General features: G+C 71.7%; 22 protein-coding genes. 16 read left to right on the top strand and 6 right to left on the bottom strand.

What is annotated here, in order from left to right; translation table 11 throughout:
• Both VH112_04225 and gmd read left to right on the top strand, forming a co-directional pair.
• A partial coding sequence (locus VH112_04225) for a carboxyl transferase domain-containing protein (protein ID HEX4539429.1) occupies positions 1 to 528 on the top strand: 528 nt, incomplete at its 5' end.
• A gap of 38 nt (positions 529 to 566) precedes the next feature.
• Positions 567 to 1,547, top strand: coding sequence for a GDP-mannose 4,6-dehydratase (gene gmd, locus VH112_04220; protein ID HEX4539428.1), 981 nt, complete (start codon positions 567 to 569; stop codon positions 1,545 to 1,547).
• Here the strand turns inward: gmd and VH112_04215 are convergent.
• Entirely contained in the window at positions 1,526 to 2,410 is an 885-nt protein-coding gene (locus tag VH112_04215) for a hypothetical protein (GenBank protein HEX4539427.1), read from the bottom strand. The two genes, gmd and VH112_04215, sit on opposite strands and share 22 nt — an antisense overlap.
• A 72-nt stretch (positions 2,411 to 2,482) precedes the next feature.
• Entirely contained in the window at positions 2,483 to 2,905 is a 423-nt protein-coding gene (locus tag VH112_04210) for a cupin domain-containing protein (protein HEX4539426.1), read from the bottom strand.
• A gap of 39 nt (positions 2,906 to 2,944) precedes the next feature.
• On the opposite strand from VH112_04210, the gene VH112_04205 reads away from it, so the two are divergent.
• The 11 genes from VH112_04205 to VH112_04155 all read left to right on the top strand — a co-directional run bounded on the left by VH112_04205 (position 2,945) and on the right by VH112_04155 (position 10,895).
• On the top strand, positions 2,945 to 3,157 hold the full coding sequence (locus tag VH112_04205) for a biotin/lipoyl-binding carrier protein (GenBank protein ID HEX4539425.1): 213 nt from the start codon (positions 2,945 to 2,947) through the stop codon (positions 3,155 to 3,157).
• A gap of 121 nt (positions 3,158 to 3,278) precedes the next feature.
• Complete coding sequence (locus tag VH112_04200) at positions 3,279 to 3,725, top strand: hypothetical protein (GenBank protein ID HEX4539424.1); 447 nt, start codon at positions 3,279 to 3,281, stop codon at positions 3,723 to 3,725.
• Positions 3,726 to 3,837: 112 nt separating this feature from the next.
• Positions 3,838 to 4,581 (top strand): heme ABC exporter ATP-binding protein CcmA, encoded by a 744-nt coding sequence (gene ccmA / locus VH112_04195; GenBank protein ID HEX4539423.1) that lies wholly within the window; start codon positions 3,838 to 3,840, stop codon positions 4,579 to 4,581.
• Positions 4,571 to 5,239 carry a heme exporter protein CcmB gene (locus tag VH112_04190; GenBank protein HEX4539422.1) on the top strand — a complete coding sequence of 223 codons (669 nt, stop codon included), beginning with the start codon at positions 4,571 to 4,573 and terminating at the stop codon, positions 5,237 to 5,239. Before ccmA ends, VH112_04190 begins: the two co-directional genes overlap by 11 nt.
• Complete coding sequence (gene ccsA, locus VH112_04185) at positions 5,236 to 6,087, top strand: cytochrome c biogenesis protein CcsA (GenBank protein HEX4539421.1); 852 nt, start codon at positions 5,236 to 5,238, stop codon at positions 6,085 to 6,087. The genes VH112_04190 and ccsA overlap by 4 nt, the downstream gene beginning before the upstream one ends.
• Positions 6,084 to 6,248, top strand: a complete 165-nt coding sequence (locus VH112_04180; protein ID HEX4539420.1) for a hypothetical protein — start codon at positions 6,084 to 6,086, stop codon at positions 6,246 to 6,248. The genes ccsA and VH112_04180 overlap by 4 nt, the downstream gene beginning before the upstream one ends.
• Positions 6,239 to 6,682, top strand: a complete 444-nt coding sequence (locus VH112_04175; protein HEX4539419.1) for a cytochrome c maturation protein CcmE — start codon at positions 6,239 to 6,241, stop codon at positions 6,680 to 6,682. Before VH112_04180 ends, VH112_04175 begins: the two co-directional genes overlap by 10 nt.
• Positions 6,679 to 8,799, top strand: a complete 2,121-nt coding sequence (locus VH112_04170) for a heme lyase CcmF/NrfE family subunit (GenBank protein HEX4539418.1) — start codon at positions 6,679 to 6,681, stop codon at positions 8,797 to 8,799. Before VH112_04175 ends, VH112_04170 begins: the two co-directional genes overlap by 4 nt.
• Positions 8,800 to 8,876: 77 nt before the next feature.
• The gene (locus VH112_04165) at positions 8,877 to 9,401 is read left to right on the top strand and encodes a TlpA disulfide reductase family protein (GenBank protein ID HEX4539417.1); all 525 of its coding nucleotides are present in this window, start codon (positions 8,877 to 8,879) and stop codon (positions 9,399 to 9,401) included.
• A gap of 1 nt (position 9,402) precedes the next feature.
• Entirely contained in the window at positions 9,403 to 9,927 is a 525-nt protein-coding gene (locus VH112_04160) for a cytochrome c-type biogenesis protein CcmH (protein ID HEX4539416.1), read from the top strand.
• 2 nt (positions 9,928 to 9,929) lie between these two features.
• Complete coding sequence (locus tag VH112_04155; GenBank protein HEX4539415.1) at positions 9,930 to 10,895, top strand: hypothetical protein; 966 nt, start codon at positions 9,930 to 9,932, stop codon at positions 10,893 to 10,895.
• A gap of 11 nt (positions 10,896 to 10,906) precedes the next feature.
• Here VH112_04155 and VH112_04150 read toward each other — a convergent pair whose 3' ends face one another.
• Positions 10,907 to 12,169, bottom strand: a complete 1,263-nt coding sequence (locus VH112_04150) for a YncE family protein (protein ID HEX4539414.1) — start codon at positions 12,167 to 12,169, stop codon at positions 10,907 to 10,909.
• Between the two features lie 37 nt (positions 12,170 to 12,206).
• Between VH112_04150 and VH112_04145 the strand changes: the two genes are divergently transcribed.
• On the top strand, positions 12,207 to 12,974 hold the full coding sequence (locus VH112_04145; GenBank protein HEX4539413.1) for a polysaccharide deacetylase family protein: 768 nt from the start codon (positions 12,207 to 12,209) through the stop codon (positions 12,972 to 12,974).
• A 21-nt stretch (positions 12,975 to 12,995) separates the two neighbouring features.
• Here the strand turns inward: VH112_04145 and VH112_04140 are convergent, their stop codons facing one another.
• Together VH112_04140 and VH112_04135 are read right to left on the bottom strand one after the other, a co-directional pair.
• Positions 12,996 to 14,144 carry a cysteine desulfurase family protein gene (locus VH112_04140; GenBank protein HEX4539412.1) on the bottom strand — a complete coding sequence of 383 codons (1,149 nt, stop codon included), beginning with the start codon at positions 14,142 to 14,144 and terminating at the stop codon, positions 12,996 to 12,998.
• The gene (locus tag VH112_04135; GenBank protein ID HEX4539411.1) at positions 14,144 to 14,836 is read right to left on the bottom strand and encodes a helix-turn-helix domain-containing protein; all 693 of its coding nucleotides are present in this window, start codon (positions 14,834 to 14,836) and stop codon (positions 14,144 to 14,146) included. Before VH112_04135 ends, VH112_04140 begins: the two co-directional genes overlap by 1 nt.
• A gap of 182 nt (positions 14,837 to 15,018) precedes the next feature.
• Between VH112_04135 and VH112_04130 the strand changes: the two genes are divergently transcribed.
• Both VH112_04130 and VH112_04125 read left to right on the top strand, forming a co-directional pair.
• Positions 15,019 to 16,125, top strand: coding sequence for an Mrp/NBP35 family ATP-binding protein (locus tag VH112_04130; protein HEX4539410.1), 1,107 nt, complete (start codon positions 15,019 to 15,021; stop codon positions 16,123 to 16,125).
• A gap of 49 nt (positions 16,126 to 16,174) precedes the next feature.
• A complete protein-coding gene (locus VH112_04125) occupies positions 16,175 to 16,519 on the top strand; it encodes a hypothetical protein (GenBank protein ID HEX4539409.1) in 345 nt (114 codons plus the stop codon).
• Between the two features lie 37 nt (positions 16,520 to 16,556).
• On the opposite strand, the gene VH112_04120 is transcribed toward VH112_04125, so the two are convergent.
• Positions 16,557 to 17,687 (bottom strand): HD domain-containing protein, encoded by a 1,131-nt coding sequence (locus VH112_04120; GenBank protein HEX4539408.1) that lies wholly within the window; start codon positions 17,685 to 17,687, stop codon positions 16,557 to 16,559.
• Positions 17,688 to 17,715: the final 28 nt, after the last annotated feature.

Genomic DNA, 17,715 nt, shown 5'->3' with positions numbered 1-17,715 from the left:
GCCCGGTTCGTGTGGCTGTGCGACGCCTTCGGCATCCCACTGGTCTTCCTCCAGGACGTACCCGGCTTCACCGTCGGGTCCGCCGTCGAGCGCCAGGGCATCATCCGCCACGGGGCCAAGATGCTGTTCGCCGTGTCAGAGGCCACGGTGCCGAAGATCACGGTCGTCATGCGAAAGGCATACGGGGCCGGTTACTTCGTCATGAACGGCACCGCGTACGAGGCCGACTACATCGTGGCCTGGCCGACCGCCGAGATCGCGGTCATGGGCCCCGACGGGATGGTCAACATCATCATGCGCAAGCAGCTCGAGGCGATCCCGGAGGGCGAGGAGCGGACCCGGGCCCGGCTGGAGATGGCCGAGCAGCTGCGTCGCAACATCGACCCCTACATCGCCGCCGGCCACGCCCAGGTCGACGACATCATCGATCCGGCCGAGACCCGCACCGCGATCTGGCGGGGCCTCCAGGTGGCCAGGACGAAGGTCGTCGACCGGCCATGGCGCAAGCACGGCGTGCTCCCGGTGTGAGCACCGTTTCTCCCGGTCCGACGGGGTAGAACGTCGAGATGGCCAAGCGAGCGCTGATCACAGGGATCACCGGACAGGACGGTTCCCACCTGGCCGAGCTTCTGCTCGACGAGGGCTACGAGGTCGTCGGCATGCTGCGACGCAGCAGCACCCTCAACTTCGAGCGCATCGCCCACATCCAGGACCGCCTGACGCTGGCCGCCGGCGACCTCCTCGACGAGGTCTCGATGATCAACATCCTGCGGACCCACCGCCCGAACGAGGTGTACAACCTGGCGGCCCAGTCGTTCGTGCAGACGTCGTGGAGCCAGCCCGTGCTCACCGGCGAGACGACGGCCCTCGGCGTGACGAGGGTGCTGGACGCCATCCGCATCGTCGATCCGGCCATTCGGTTCTACCAGGCCAGCTCCAGTGAGATGTTCGGGAAGGTGCGGGAGTCACCGCAGCGCGAGACAACGCCGTTCTACCCGCGCAGCCCCTACGGCGTCGCCAAGGTCTACGGGCACTGGATCACGGTGAACTACCGGGAGAGCTACGGCCTTCACGCCTCGTCGGGCATCTGCTTCAACCACGAGGGCCCCCGGCGGGGGCTCGAGTTCGTGACCCGAAAGGTGAGTCACGGTGTGGCTCGCATCAAGGCCGGGCTCGACGAGACCCTCGCCCTCGGCGACCTGGAGCCGCGTCGCGACTGGGGCTTCGCCCGCGACTACGTGCGGGCCATGTGGCTCATGCTCCAGCAGGACGAGCCCGGCGACTACGTGGTGGCGAGTGGCGAGACCCATTCGGTCCGGGAGCTGTGCGAGGCTGCATTCGGTCACGTTGGGCTCGACTGGCGTGATCACGTCGTGGTCGACGAGCGCTTCCTCCGCCCCGCCGAGGTGGACCTCCTGGTGGGCGACGCGTCCAAGGCCAAGGCGGCGTTGGGATGGGTCCCCGAGGTCGATTTCGCTGGCCTGGTGGGGATGATGGTCGACGCCGACCTGGCGGCGCTCGGTCGTCAGGTGGACGGGCAGCGGTAGTCGCCGTCGAAGCTCGAAGCGCGGTACTGGGTGAGCGTGACGGGCCCACCTGTGAAGCTGTGGCCCGCCAGGCAGTTGGTCTGAGCCTGGCTCAGCGAGGTGGCCCCGGGGATCCAGTTGGGCTCGCGGGTCGAGAAGTACGTCGGGCTCGTAGCTGGGGTGAGGCCCGTGATCTGGGCCCACTGGAACCCGTTGGAGTAGAACCCGACGAGCGGGAGCGCCACGCCCGCGGCGGTGAGCCCTCCGACGAAGCCCTGCAGGGCGGCGATGTTGACCGACGCCCAGGACGGGGTGTTGGCGGGCGTGGCCCAGGTGTTGGTGGTCTCGACGTCGATCCACCAGGGATCGGCGGACGGAGTGGTGGTGGGAAGACGCCTGGCCGCGTCAGCGTTGGCGGCCGACCGGGCCAGGCCGAAGGAGTACGTCGCCTTGGCGTAGCCGTAGTCGTAGGCGCAGCCTGTGCTCCAGGTGTGATCGCAGCTCCTCGGTCCGCTGCCGGCCGCCGGCCAGCTGGCCACGACCGGCCCCGGATCTGCGGTGTTCAGGTAGAAGGACGCGCGTGCCTGATTCGGAAGGCCCGGCGACGAGGCAGCCCAGGACAGCTCACTGGCGTAGCCGTTGGACGGTCCCAGACACGGGTTGGCCGTCGCCGCCGTGCCACCGTTGACCCCCACGACGCCGAAGGCCCGCTGCTGCGGATACGACGAGGCGCGGGTGCTGCACTGTGGGTACGAGATGTCGTAGCCGGTCGGCATGCTCGCGGCGCCGGTCGCCGGAGCGAGGATCACGAGCGCCACGCTCATCAGCACGGGCGCGGTGAGGAGCCCGCGCCGGATGGATCCGCCCAATCGGTGTGTGGTCACCCCAGCCCTGCCCGTCGTCGCTGATGTTCCGCCGTGCTTCAGGGGCCACGTTAGCGCACCGGTGCGCTCGTCCTACTGGCCTGGGTGCCAGTCAGGGGCGGCGAGCTCGAAACCAGCGAACTCGAACGCGGGCGAGACCGTGCACCCGACCAGCGAGTGGCCGCCCAGGCTCCGGGCGCTCTGCCAGGCGTCGGCGGGCACGACGAACTGGGGTCGCTGGCCCGCGGCGAGGTCGGGCCCGAGCGCCACGACCTGCTCGGTTGCACCATCGGTGGATACCGTGAGCTCGAGCGGTGCTCCTTCGTAGTGGTGCCAGGCCTCGGCGGCGTCGACGCGGTGCCAGCGCGATTCCTCGCCCCGGCGGAGCAGGAAGTAGATGGCGCTGCCCGCGGGGCGCCGGTTCGACACGGTGGGAGCGCGCCATGTCTCCCGGTACGACCCGCCCTCGGGATGAGGCGCCAGCTGGAGGAGCTCGATGATCTCGTTGGCGTCCATGGCATCATCATGGCCCGAGCGAGGCACGGAGGAGCGGGAGTGGCAGAGGTCAGAGCCGAGATCACGGCCAACGTCTGGCAGGTCCACGTCGAGGTCGGCCAGGCGGTCGCCGTGGGTGACACCATCGCCATCCTCGAGTCGATGAAGATGGAGATCCCTGTCGAGTCTCCGGCCGGCGGCACCGTCGCCGAGGTGCGGGTGCGCCCGGACGACCAGGTCCAGGAGGGGGACGTGATCGCCGTCATCCAGTGACGGCTCGGCCCATGGCCCCCACGGTCCCTCACACGCTGCTCACATCCTCCTATCGGGTCCCACACAACACTCGGTGAGCATGTCCGTGTACCGAACAACGAAAGGACAGGGGACCCAGACTGTGAAGCAGCTCCTTCTCAGACACCCACTTCGCGTCGGTGTGGCCTCGGCCATCCTCGCCGGCGGCGTGCTCGGCGGAGCCGTCGCCTTCGCCGACACTCCCTCGACGCCCCCGGCGGCAACCCCGGGCGCCGCCGCCCCCGCCCAGGGTGGGCACGCGGCGAAGCAGGGCCATCCCCACGTCGTCGGCAAGGTCACGAACATGAGCTCGACGGGGGGGCTGTCGAACCAGGGGACGATCACGGTGGCCGAGCCCAACGGGCGCTCGACGACGTTCAGCCTGACCGGCTCCACCAGGGCCTGGAAGTACCAGGGCCAGGGCCAGAAGCTGACCAAGGAGGCTCCGACCTCCATCGCCACCGGCGAGGTCATCGAGGCCGGCCTGCGGAACCAGCAGGGGGGTGTCGCGGCCCGCCGAATCCTCGACACGGGCTTCAAGGCCGCCTGAGCCACCTCCTCCACGGCTCGCGGCCCCTGGGGATCGCCCCGGGGGCCGCGGGTGGCCACCGGCGCTTTGGAAGCGCGACGGGCCCCACCCGTAGCATGTCGTCCCGTACTTCATGGCCGCCGCCGTCCGCTTCCGTGCTGCCGTCGCCCTCGTCGGGCGCTTTCCGGCCCTGGCCGGCGTCGACCTCGACGTAGCCTCGGGTGAGATCCTGCTCGTCACCGGTCCGAACGGAGCCGGCAAGACGAGCCTCCTGCGGGCCTGCGCGGGACTGCTCGCCATCTCGGCGGGCGAGGCGCAGGTCCTCGGCCACGACCTGTGTCGAGACCGGCGCTCGGTGCGGCGTTCGCTGGCCCTGCTGGGGCACGCCAGCTTTCTGTACGACGACCTCACCGTGTTGGACAATCTCCGCTTCGCCGTGCGGGCGGCGCGGGGCGACCAGGGCGCGGTCGACCAGGCGGCAGCCCGCCTCGGCCTCGACGGGCGCCTCCGCCACACGGCCGTCGGCAAGCTGTCGGCTGGTCAGCGGCGGCGCGTGGCCATCGCCACCGTGGTCGCTCGGGGCCCTCGGCTCTGGCTGCTCGACGAGCCCCACGCCGGCTTGGACGCCGCCGGGCGGGACATCCTCGACGAGGCCGTGCTGGCGGCCTCGGAAACGGGTGCCACCGTCATCCTGGCCTCCCACGAGACCGACCGTGCCGGGGCCATCGCCGGCAGGATGGCGAGGATGGCCGGAGGTCAGGTCGTGGCCGAGGAGCGGTTGGCGGCCACGACCGAGGTGGGCGACGAGGCCGCCGCCCTCGGCCCCGTCGCCGCCCCGCCCGAGGCGCAGTCAGGGGAGCCGGTCCATGTGGCGTGACGCGCTGCTCGTGGTCGGCAAGGACCTGAGAGTCGAGCTCCGCTCGCGTGTCGCCACGAACCAGGTCGCGCCGTTCGCCTTGGTGGTGCTGGTGCTGTTCGCCTTCGCCCTGGACCCGAGCCGCGGTGTGCTGACGAGGGCGACGGCTGGGCTCTTCTGGGTGGCCGTGCTCCTGTGCTCGTTGCTCGCGGTCCAGCGCAGCTTCGCCATGGAGGCGGCCGACTCGGCGCGCGACGGCCTGCGTCTCTCGGGTCTCGATCCGGCCGGCATCTTTCTCGGAAAGGCGGCCGCCGTCGCCATCCAGCTGCTGGTGCTCGAGGCCATCCTCGCCGCCGGCATCGTCGTGCTCTACGGCTCGCACCTGCACGGGCCCCTGCTGCTGCTGGGCTCGACGTCGGCGGCCACGGTGGGCCTCGCCGCCGCCGGCACGGTCTATGGAGTGCTGGCCGCCGGCCTGCGCGTGCGAGAGACCCTGCTGCCCCTGCTGCTGCTTCCGGTGGTGGCGCCGGTGCTCCTGGCCGCCACCCGGGCCTGGGAGGCCGCGCTCTCGGGCACTCCCTCCGATGGCAATCCCTGGCTCCAGCTGCTCGGCGTCTTCGCCGTGGTCTACGTGACGGTCGGGGTGGTCGCCTTCGGTCCGCTCCTGGAGGATGCATGAGTCCGATCACGCCCGCGCGCGCCACCCGGATCCTTGGCATCGCGGCGTTGGCGGCGGTTGCCGCCACGGTCGCCCTCGGGCTGTGGGTCACGCCCCCCGACGTCGTGCAGGGGGACCTCGTGCGGCTCATCTACGTGCATCCCCCGGTTGCCTGGGTCGCCTACCTGGCCTTCGGCGTGACCGCCCTGGCCAGCGTGCTCTATCTGTGGCCGAGGACCCGATCGCTGGCCTGGGACCGCCTCGCGGGCGCGTCGGCGGAGATCGGGGTGGTCTTCACCGCCCTCACTCTGGTCACCGGGTCCATCTGGGGTCGACCTACCTGGGGTGTGTGGTGGACATGGGATGCCCGGCTGACCACCACGGCCCTGTTGCTGGTCCTCTACCTCGGCTACCTGGCCCTGCGTCGGGTGGCTGCTGAGCCCGAGACTCGGGCCAAGCGCTCGGCCGTCGCCGCCCTCGTCGCGGTGGTCGACGTGCCCATCGTCCACCTCTCGGTCGTGTGGTGGCGGACGCTGCACCAGTCGGCCACGGTGCTCACGCCGAACCTCCAGCCGACGGTCCACGGGTCGATGGCGTGGACGATGCTGCTGGGTTTCTGTGCGTTCACCCTGGTCTACGCCTGGCTGCTCGTGCACCGGTACCGCCTCGAGACGCTGGAGGAGCGGCTCGAGACGGAAGGGCTGTCGATCGCGTTGGCGGAGCGCCGGGCCGAGGCGGCCGAACGCGTGAAGGCCCCCCAGGACCATGCCGACCCCCGATCCGTCGACCCCCGATCCGCCGACCCCCGATCCGCCGACCCCCGATCCGCCGACCTGCCGTCTGCCGACGAGCGGGTGGTGAGCCGGTGAGCGTCTACGTGGAGGCTGGCTACGCAGTCGTCGGTGTGACGCTGTCGGGCTACGGCGTCTGGCTGTCGCTGCGAACTCGGTCCATCAGCAGAGCCGTGGGCCCAGCCCGCAACGGCGACGCCGGCGACGCCCCAACATCGGAGCCCCGCGAGTGGCGCTGACGAGGGCGCGGCCCCGGAGCCACAGCTCCCGGCGCCTGTGGTTGGCCGGGATCGTCGTGCTCGGTGCCATCGGCTTCCTGGTCTACCGGGGCCTTGGCAACTCCATCGTCTATTTCAAGACAGCGGACGAGGCGGTGGCGTCCCGGGCCCAGCTCGGCAGCAGTGACTTCCGGATCGAGGGCGTCGTAGTTCCCGGTTCCGTGCGACCAACGGGGAACGACGTCGCCTTCGCCATCGCCAGCAGGGGCGTCCAGGTCCCGGTGGTCAACCAAGGGTCGGCGCCGGAGATGTTCCAGCCGAATATCCCCGTCGTCCTCGAGGGTCACTTCGCCGGCCAGCAGTTCATGAGCGACCAGATCATGGTCAAGCATTCCGCCGTCTACATCGGCCAGCACCCCGGGCGGGTGACGGCGCCCGACGGCAGCACCCGATGAACGCCGCCATCGGGCGCGATGCTGTGCTTCTCGGCTTCCTGGCCGCGGCGGTCGGGGCGGTGACCCTCGCCGTGGGACTCGTTCGCCGACGTCCCGGAGCCTTGCGCAACGGCGTCGTCTACGCCGGCCTGCTGTTGCTCGCCGCCGTGGTGGCCGCCGGGGCCATGGAGCACGCGCTGATCAGCCACGACTTCTCCCTGAGCTATGTGGCCCAGAACAACAGCCGGGAGACGCCGCTGCTGTTCACCGTCACCGGCCTGTGGTCGGCGCTTGAGGGATCGATCCTGCTGTGGGCCCTGATCCTGGCGGGCTACATCGCAGCCATGGCGTGGCGCTTCCGGCGCCGGGCCGAGGACCCGATGGTGGGCTGGGCCACGCTCACGTGCTTCGTCGTGGCCGCCTTCTTCTTCGGGCTGATGCTCGGACCGGCCAACCCCTTCCGCACGGTGACCGGTGCGGTACCGCTCGACGGCCTCGGTCCCAACCCGCTGCTCCAGGACCACCCGTTGGTGGCATTTCACCCGCCGCTGCTGTACCTGGGCTTCGTGGGCTTCACCATCCCGTTCTCGTTCGCCGTGGCCGCCCTCGTCACCGGTCGCCTGGGCGAAGGATGGCTCGTAGAGACCCGGCGGTGGACGCTCTTGGCCTGGGGCCTGCTCACGGTGGGCATCGTGTTGGGCGCGTGGTGGTCCTACCAGGTACTCGGCTGGGGCGGCTTCTGGGCGTGGGACCCGGTCGAGAACGCCTCGTTTCTCCCCTGGCTCTGCGGGACGGCGTACCTCCACTCGGTCATGGCCCAGGAGCGGCGCGGCCTGCTCCGGGTGTGGAACCTGTCGTTGCTCATGGCCACGTTCAGCCTGACGATCCTCGGCACCTTCCTGACCCGTTCGGGGGTCCTCCAGTCGGTGCATTCGTTCTCGCAGTCGACCCTGGGCCCGATCATCCTCGGCTTCTTCGGTCTCGTCGTGGCCGTGGGGCTCGGCCTCATCGCGTGGCGGGGGGACCGCCTGCGGGCGCCGGGGAGCATCGACGCCCCGGTGTCGCGCGAGGGCGCATTCCTCGTGAACAACCTCCTCTTCGCCGGCTTCGCCCTCGTCGTGCTGCTCGGAACCGTCTTCCCGCTTCTCGCGGAGGCGGTGCAGGGCCAGCAGATCTCGGTCGGGCGGCCGTACTTCGACGCCATGACGAGGCCTATCGGGTTGGCGTTGCTGTTCTTCATGGCGGTGGCTCCAGTGCTGCCATGGCGGAAGGCGAGCGGCGAGCTGCTCCGCAGCCGTCTCCAGTGGCCTGCGTGGGCGGGCACGCTCGTGGTGGCCGGCTGTGTCGCCGCCGGGATCCGGGGCTTCGCCGTGCTGCTGGCCTTCGGCCTGGGAGCGTTCGCGGGCACGTCGGCCCTCCGCCAGCTCGTGCTGTCGACGCGGATGGCCCGTCGCCGGGGCGTGCCGCTGTGGACCGGCCTGGTCGGACGGACCAACGGAGGGATGGTCGTCCACCTCGGCGTCGTGGTGATCGCCGTCGCCTTGTCGGCCAGCCTGTCGTTCGGCCACCGCGGCCAGGTACGGCTGGCGCCCGGGCAGTCGAAGCAGTTCGCCGGCCACACCCTCACCTACCTCGGCACCCGCGGCGTGGTTCATCCGAACCGCCGCGAGCTCGAGGCCGCGGTGCGCGTCGACGACGGCGCCGTGTACCGCCCGGCGGTGAGCCAGTTCGGCTCGGACACCGAGGGGATCGGCACGCCCTCCGTGGCCAGCAGCCTCACCAATGACGTCTACCTCACCCTTGACGCCCCACCGCAAGGTGCGACGATCGGCGGCGGCCCCGCACCCTCGAACATGAGCGGACAGTCCGGCCCTGGGACTGCCGGATCCCCGTCCAACCCGGCCCCGCAGGCCAGTCCGTTGACCCAGCCGGCCGTCATCGGGGTCGTGGTCCAGCCCATGGTGGCATGGCTCTGGATCGGCGGAGCCGTCATCGGGCTCGGGGCCGTGATGGCGGCGCTGCCCGAGCGGCGCCGGCGGGCCGCCGGGGGGTCCGAGCCGGAGCCGACGATCGCCGTCCCCGATTCGCCCGAGCCCGACCCGGAGCCGGTCGTCGTCCGGTCAGGCGGTGGGTCGTGACGCCCTCGGTGGCGTCGCCCCCGGCGCCGCCGTCGCCGGGCGAGCACCTTCCCAGACGACGCCGCCCTCGCGCCGTCATGACCGCCGCGCTCGCCGTGGCCGTGGTGGTTGGCGCGCTGGTTGCCGTGTTGGCGACCCGCCCATCCGCGAGCTCCACCACCACCGCCAGCCCCCTGCTGGGCAAGCCCGCTCCCGAGGTCAGCGGCCCGGCACTGACCGGCGGCCCCGTCGACCTGTCCTCCCTGCGAGGCCGATTCGTCGTGGTGAACTTCTTCGCCAGCTGGTGCCCGCCGTGCCAGGTCGAGGAGCCCGAGCTTGTGCAGTTCGCCTTCCAGCACCGGGCTGCGGATGACGCCCGGGTGCTCGGGGTGGTCTTCGCCGACAGCAGCGCCAGCGCGGCGCGGTTTCTCGCCTCCACGGGTGCCGTGTGGGCCTCGGTGGCGGACCCCGGCGGCCAGGTCGCGCTCGCCTATGGCGTGCGAGGCCCGCCCGAGACCTTCGTGGTGGCGCCCGACGGTCGGGTCGTGGCCCGGCTCCTCGGGGCGGTAAAGGCCACCGATCTCGAGCAGGTGCTGTCGCGCGCCCGGGCGGAAGGGGCTTGAGGTGAGCGCCCAGGACTCTTGGGAGCAACCTTCCGAGCCCGGGAGGCCGGCCGCAGCGGCCAGCCGCGGGAGCGCCCGCCGCTGGCTCCCGTGGGTGGTGATGGCCGTCGTGCTCGCCGTCGCCCTGGTCATCGGCTCCGGCACCCGATCGGGCTCAGAGACCGTCAGCCAGCGGGTCGACCGCATCGCCCGAGACGTGCGCTGTCCCAGCTGCTCCGGCCAGTCGGTGGCGGAGTCCGACGCCCCCACGGCGGTCGCCGTCCGTCAGCTCATCACCGACCGGGTCAAGGGGGGGCGCAGCGACGCCAGCATCGAGACCGAGCTGGCGCACAGCTATGGATCGGGGATCCTGTTGCGACCGCCGGCGAGCGGGGTGGCGGCAGTGGTGTGGGTGGTGCCCGCCGTCGCCGGCGCCGCTGGTGTGATCGGGTTGGTCGTGGTGTTCCGCCGGCGTCGACTGGGCGACGGCGGCGGGTCGGGGGTGAGCGCCGAGGACCGGGCCCTCGTCGAGCAGGCGCTCCGCTGAGCATGGCGCGCACGGCGTCACTCCGGGACCTGGAGGAGACGCGCGACTTCCTGCTCCGGTCGATCTCGGACCTCGACCGCGAGCGGGCGGCGAACGACCTCACCGAGACCGACTATCGAAGGCTGCGGGACGGCTACACGGCGCGCGCGGCGGACGTCATGCGCCGGCTCGACGCCCTGGGGGCGGGGGACGACACCGAGGGCGACGTCGATGACGACGCCGACGGCCTGCCGGCGGGGCCCGAGGCGCCGGCGTCACGCGAGCCGCCCACCCCGCCCGCAGCGGAGGACCCAGGGACGCTTGCTGCCGGCGCCGTCCACGTGGCGGCGCGACCGACACGGCGTCACCGCTGGCCGGGCGGGCGGGGGGGCGCCGGCGACGGGGAGGCCGGGCGGGCGCGGGGGCGCCGGCGACGCGGGGTCGTTGCTCTCGCCGTCATCGTCTGCTTCGTCGGGGCCGCGGCCGGCCTGGTGATCGCCCGGGCCAGCAACCGCCTCCCTGGTCAGACGGCGAGCGGGTCGGTGACCCTCACCGATGACCAGCGGCTGGCCCAGGAGCTGGTCCAGGCCCGGGTCCTTGCCACCCAGGGCAAGGACCTCGACGCCATCAAGCTCTACGACAAGGTGCTCGCGGTCGAGTCCCGCCAACCCGAGGCCCTTGCCTATCGGGGATGGCTCCTGCGGCTGGCCGGGGTGGCGGGGCACGACCAGGGCCTTCTTGCCCAAGGGCGGGCGTCGGTCGGCGCAGCCGTGGCCCAGGACCCGGGCTACCCCGACGCCCGAGTGTTCCTGGGCTACATCCTCTTCCAGGACGCCCACGACCCGGTGGGTGCAACGGTGCAGTTCCGAGCCTTCCTGGCCGACCATCCGCAGGGGCAGATGGTGTCGCTCACCAGCGATGTCGTCGCCCAGGCGTTCGCCGCGGTCGGCCAGCCCGTGCCGCCGGCTTCTTCGCCGTCGGGCTCCTGACGCCGGAGGACCTACCGGAAGACGCCCGTGTGCCCCAGTGAGTACCGCCCCGGCTGCGGGTAGACCGACAGCCCGTGGGGGCCGCGGCCCACCGGGATGCGGGCCAGCAGCTGACCGCTGGTCGTGTCGATGGCGTAGACCTCCGAGTTGTAGCGGCCGGTCAGCCACAGGACCTTGCCATCGGCCGACACGCCGCCCATGTCCGGGCTCCCGCCGCCGGGGAGGTGCCAGGTGGCGGCGACCGACCGGCTGGAAAGGTCCACGAGCGAGACCGATCCCTCGCTGCGGTTGGAGACATACAGGTATCTGGAGTCCCGGCTCACGTACAGGCCGTGGGCCCCCTTGCCGGTCGGGATGAACCCGACGACCTTGAACGAGTTGCCGTCGATCTCGTACAGGCCGTTGGCCTTGAGATCCGCCTCGTAGAACACCTTGCCGTCCGGCGAGGTCTTCACGTCCTGGGGGGAGCTGCCAGGGATCGTCAGCGTGCCCACGAGCTGCTGGTGAGGCACGTCGACCTTGAGCATCTGGCTGGAGAACTCACAGCTCACGATCATGTAGGTCCCGTCCGCCGAGAAGTCGGCGTGGTCCACACCCTCGCACGGGACCGGCAGCGAGTGGACCAGCTGCATCGTGTGCGCGTCGCGGAAGTCCAGTCGCTTCAGCGCTTCGGCAACCACGATGGCGTACCGGCCGTCGGGCGTGAAGTACATGTTGTACGGATCCTCGACCGGCACCGGCGCGCCAGGCTTGCCGGTGGCCGGATCGATCGGGGTGAGGCTGTTGCCCTGGTCGTTGGTCGCCCAGAGGGTGCGCAGGTCCCAGGACGGCACGACATGCTGCGGGAGCCCGCCCACCGGAAAGGTGTTCACCACCTTGAACGTGGTCGGATCGATCACGCTCACGCTGTCGGACTCCGAGTTGGGGACGTAGACGAGTTGCGGGAAGTTCTTGACCACCGGGCTGAGGGCCCCCGGGCGGTCGGCCGCGTAGATGTCGTTCGGATTGAGGACCGGCGGCATCCCCGGTAGGGCGGCGAGCGTGGTCGACGAGCCCTGACCGACGGTCGACGTGGTGCCGGTGCCCGAGCTCGGCACCGCCGGCGGCGACGACCGGCCGCCCGGGTCGCTGGCGAACACGAAGAGCACCACGATGGTGGCGATCCCGCCGAGGACGAGCGCCCAGCGCCGGATGAGCACGCCCGGAGGAGGCCGGCGGTGACGCGCTGTCCCTGCCCGCCTCCCGGCGCGGGATGTCTCATCGAGGCGTGTCACGGCTCCCGTCCTTCCCTTCGATAGCGTTGTTCACGCCATGCCCCCCCGAGTCCCGAGAAGACTATTCCTTACTGGCGCCGGCGCCGCGGTGGCGCTTGCCGGCTGCACCCAGGCCGTGCGCCGGTCGGCTCCGGCCAGCTCGGCCCCCACAACGGGCGCCCCGGCGCCGACGCCCACCAGTCCGCCTGGTCGCCCGGCCACCTACATCGCCAACGGCTCACGGACGGGCACGGCGGTCGCCCTGACGTTCCACGGGTCGGGTGACCTCGGCCTCACCAACGCACTCCTCGACCAGGCTAAATCCCTCCGGGCCCCCATTACCGTCTTTGCCGTCGGCACCTGGCTGGCGGCCAATCCGTCGATCGGGCGCCGGATCCTCGATGATGGCAACGAGCTGGCCAATCACACCTTCACCCATCCTGACCTGGGCAGTCTCGGGGCGAGCGCCGTGGCGAGCGAGATCTCCCGCTGCGCCGACGTCCTGACCCAGGTCCAGGGCAACAACGGTCGCTGGTTCCGCCCGTCGGGGCTCGACCGACCGACGCCGCTGATCCTCCAGCAGGCGGGACTCACGGGCTACGGCGTGTCGGTCGGCTACGACGTCGACCCGCTCGACTACGAGGATCCCGGTGCCTCGAAGGTCATCGCCCGCGTCCAGCAGGGTCTCCAGCCGGGATCGATCGTCAGCCTGCACACCGGCCACGCCGGGACGGTGCAGGCGTTCCAGCCCATCGTGGCCGCCATCAGGGCGCGGAGCCTCCGGCCGCTGACAGTGAGCCAGCTCCTCGGACCGAACCCGGCCTGACACGAGTCCGCAGATACGAGCTCAGACCCGCAGCGCCCTGAGCCGGTCGACAACCCTGGGCAGGGCAGCGACCAGGGCGTCGATGTCGGTGTCGCTCGTCGACCAGCCGACCGAGACGCGCAGCGAGCGCTCGGCATCGGCGCCCATCGCCTCGAGGACGGGGGAGGGGGCGAGCGACTCCGAGGAGCAGGCCGAGCCCGAGTGGATGGCGATGCCCTCCTGGTCGAGCCCCAGCAGGACGGCCTCGGCCTCGACGCCGGCGACGCCCAGACAGGCGATGTGCGGCAGGCGGCCGACGGGGTCGCCGTAGATCGTCACGCCGTCGAGGGCACCGGCAAGCTCGAGCACGCGTCCGGTCTGGGACCGGGCGCGCGCCCCCTCCTCTGCCAACCCGCCGTCGGCGAGCAGTTCGGCCGCGGTACCGAAGCCGACGATCGCCGGCGTGTTCTCGATGCCTCCTCGCCGTGCCCGCTCCTGCTCGCCCCCGAGGATCAGCGGATCGAGCCGCAGGCCTCTGCCGACCACGAGCGCCCCGACGCCCTTCGGTCCGCCGAGCTTGTGGGCGCTGACCGAGACGAGGTCGGCCCCCAGCCTCGAGAGGTCGAGGGGGACATGGCCGGCGCCGGCGGCGGCGTCGACGTGCACCAGGATCCCTCGGTCCCGGCACAGCGCGACCGTCTCGGCGATCGGCTGCAGGGTGGCGACCTCGTGGTTGCCCAGCTGGCAGTGGGCGAGCGCCACCGGGGTCCCGTTGTCGGCGGTCCGGTCCAGGGCAACGGCGAAGGACCCGACGTCGACGCGACCGAGCCCGTCGACGCCCGCCTCGATGACCTCGGCGTGACGGGATGAGGCATCCCGGACGGCGGAGTGCTCGACGGCCGTGCTGAGGATCGCCGCACCGGGACGGGCCTGGACCGCGCCCCAGACGGCCGCGTTGATGGCCTCGGTGCCCCCGCTGGTGAAGATGATCTGGCGGGGGCGGGCGCCCAGCAGCTCGGCAACCCGGGCCCGCGACTCCTCGACCGCGGCCCGGGCGATGCGGCCCTCGGTGTGCACGCGGCCGGGGTCGGCGGCCCCTTCGCCAGCGAACCAGGGGACCATGGCCTCGACGACCTCGGGGCGGGCCGGGGAGGTCGAGGCGTGGTCGAGGTAGTGGCGACGAGCCGGCACTAGATGGCGGTGACGCAGGCGCCGTCGCCCCGTGCCCGGGACGAGATGACGACCGGCGTGCTGTCGCCGTAGAGACCGGCGAGCAGGCCCCTGACCATGCCCCGGTCGACGGCGCAGATGATCGGGTGCTGGGCGGCCGTCTCGCCGAACGGACAGTGCTCGGCGACCACGGCCACCGACGTTCCCCGAGCCTCGGCGTGGGCGGCGAACCCGTGGGCGGTGAGGGTGTCGGCCACCGTGCGGATGGCGGCGCGCAGCGAGCGTTGTCCGTCTCCGGGCGCCATCTGGGCGGCCAGGGCGGCGCCGTACTCCTCGCCGACCGTCTCGGCCATGCACTCGGCTTCCTCGGGAGACAGCAGCGAGAGCGCCCGCCCGAGCAACAGGACCAGGAGGTCGTCGCGACGAGCAGGGAACTCGAGGGCCATGTCCTTGGCCGAGGCGCGGTAGCGCTTGGACGGCCGTCCTGCCCCGCCGGAGCCCGACCGCTCCACGAACACCTCCAGGTACCCTCCGGCCGCCAGCTTGTCGAGGTGATGGCGGGCGACGTTGGGATGGAGATCGAAACGGGAGGCAACCTGCCCGGCCGTCACGCTCTCGCTCTCCCGGGCGAACAGGTAGATATCGCGGCGGGTGGGGTCGCCGAATGCCGAGGTGACGGCGGCCACCGCGGCGGAGAACTCCTCGTCGCCCAAGGGCCGGGTCTCAGTGGGAGCCGGTTGCTCGGACGGCCTCGTGTCGACGGTCCTCTCTCGATCGCTCGATCGACCCACCGGGCGTTCTGGGCTGCCCTGCACGACCGGTATTGTACCTATGGCTGTAGGGATAATTCCGCCGGCTCGAGTGAAGCCACCCGCAGCCTCCGGGGAGGCGGCCGATGTCGGTAGGTGATTCCGAGGTGCGGGAGGCCTTGGCCGCCGTGGCCGACCCCCAGCTCCGCCGGGGGATCGTCGAGCTCGACATGGTGCGGTCGATCCGGGTCAGGCGGGGTCGGGTGTCAGTAACGATGGCGCTGCCCCTGTCGGCCCATCCGGGGCGCGACGAGCTGCTCCTCCGGGTCAGGAACGCGCTCGAGGTCCTGCCCGGGGTCCGCTCCATCGAGGTCGAGCTCACCGTGATGGGCGACGAGGAGCGGACCCGACTTCGGCGCCACCTGCGGGGCGAGCTGGGGGCGGGCGACCCGACCAATCCCTTCGCCCGGCCGGGCTCGCCAACGCGCGTGCTGGGGATCTCGTCCGGCAAAGGCGGGGTCGGGAAGTCCTCGGTCACGGTCAACATTGCCGTCACCCTGGCCCGGCTCGGACACAAGGTGTCGGTGCTCGACGCTGACGTGTACGGGTTCTCGGTGCCCAAGATGCTCGGTATCGATCACGATCCGATGGTGATCGACGACCTGCTCGTCCCCCCGGTGGCCCACGGGGTGGGCTGCATGTCGATCGGCTTCTTCGTCGGGGACGACCAGCCGGTCATGTGGCGGGGGCCGATGCTGCACAAGGCGCTCGAGCAGTTCCTCACCGACGTGCATTGGGACGATCCCGACTTTCTCGTCGTCGACATGCCGCCGGGCACCGGTGATGTGGCCATGTCGATGGCGCAGTACCTGCCCAAGACCGAGATCTTCGTGGTCACCACGCCCCAGCCGGCCGCTCAGCGCGTCGCTCAGCGCAGCGCCCTGATGGCCAAGAAGCTCAAGCTCGCCGTGCGGGGTGTGATCGAGAACATGTCGTGGTTCACCGGCGACGACGGCAAGCGGTACGAGATCTTCGGCGCCGGCGGGGGCCGGCTGCTCGGAGAGGAGCTCGGTGTGCCCCTGGTCGGCCAGCTGCCGCTCGTGCCGGCCCTCCGCGCCGGCGGCGACGAGGGCCGGCCGGTGACCGTGACCGAGCCCAGCGGCGAGGTGTCGCGCGCCTTCGAGGAGACGGCCAAGCGCATCGAGGCCCTGGGACCGGCCCGTATCTACCGCCGGGAGCTGGCCGTTCAATGACGCCACGCCCGCCCACGGTGATGGCGGTCGACTGCGCGACCATGGAGGGGTGGCCCAGGCCACCTGCCTTCACGGGCTCCGGCCCGACACCTGTCTGATCTGTCAGACCCTGGCCGCCAAGCCGGCGGCGACACCAACGCGCGATCGCGGCGGTCGCAGCCCTCGCAGCCTGCCGGCGCTCGGCTCCGACGACCGTGGCCCCAACCGACCCGCCCGCCGCTTCAGCGTCGCTGGAGCCCTGGCCCTGGTGCTGGCCACGGTCGTGGTGGCCTGGGTCGTGGTCGCCGCCCTGTGGGCCACCTTCAGGGTGGTCGAGCTGGCCCTGGTGGCGGGCGCCGCAGGATGGCTGGGCTGGCGCCTCGGTGTGTGGCACGGCCGCCGGCTCGGGCGGTGACGCCGCTCGGCGCATCGGACCGGTCTCCCCGACCGGGTCAGGCGCTGGGCAGCCGATCGGCGTCCCAACCCAGGTGGGCGGCCGCAGACTGCATGACGTAGCGATCGGTCATGCCCGCCACGTAGGTCACGGCGGTCGACAGGGCCTCGCCGCTCCCTGCGCTCACGCCCCCGCGCTCGGCGGTACCCGGGATCAGGTTGGGCCGATCGGCGAAGTGCTCGACGAGGGCGCGGAGCAGGCGAGCCACGCCCTGGGCCTGGGCGACCGACGCCGGTCGGAGATAGATGCGCTCATAGTTGGTGGCCCGGAACTCGGCCAGGGCCTCTGCCAGCTCCTCGGTCATCCCCACTTCGCCCGTCGCCGTGATGGCCTCGAGCACGCCTCCAATGAACGCGCCCAGCTGCTCACCTCGCGCCGGCCCGCAGCTCCGCCGGACCCGCTCAGGCAGCATCGCGGGGGTCACGATCCCCGCCCGCACGGCGTCCTCGAAGTCGTGGCAGACGTAGGCGATGCGATCCGCCCAGCTCACGACCTCCCCCTCCGGTGTTGCTGGCGCGGGGCGGGACCACGAGTGGTTGCGAATGCCGTCCAGCGTCTCGGCACACAGGTTGAGCGGAGCCAGGACGACGTCGGCGCCCCATACGGCGTGATCGAAGCCGGCCTCCACGTACGGCGAGAGCGCGTCCTCGCTGGCGTGCCCACCCGGGCCGTGGCCGCAGTCGTGTCCCAGGGCGATCGCCTCGGTGAGCGCCACATTGAGCCGGGCCGCCCGGGCCAGGCTCACCGCCACCTGGGCGACCTCGATGGCGTGCGTGAGCCGGGTTCGCTGGTGGTCCTGGGGGAAAATGAACACCTGTGTCTTGCCGGCCAGCCGGCGGAAGGCCGTGGCGTGGAGGATGCGGTCCCGGTCCCGTTCGAAGCAGGTGCGCACCTGGTCCGGCTCCTCGGCGCTGGCCCGCCGGCCCGCGTCATGGGCTCGGGTCCCTCCGGGGGCCAGCGTGAGGTCCTCGGCGTGCTCTCGTGCCTCCCGCCGCAGCGTCCCCACGGTACCGACGCCGGCGCAGCTGTCGCGGTGGGCCCGGCGGACGGCGGCCCCGCCCGCATAGCCGTCCATCGTCGAGGCCCAGCGCTGGGCCCGCCCGGTCGTGGTCGGCTCCGTGGGGGGCATGGGCCCAGTTTGCCCTCCCGCTGTGACA

The organism is Acidimicrobiales bacterium (genome assembly GCA_036270875.1).
Classification (GTDB): Bacteria; Actinomycetota; Acidimicrobiia; order Acidimicrobiales; family AC-9; genus AC-9.
This window is presented reverse-complemented; position numbering and strand designations above follow the sequence as displayed.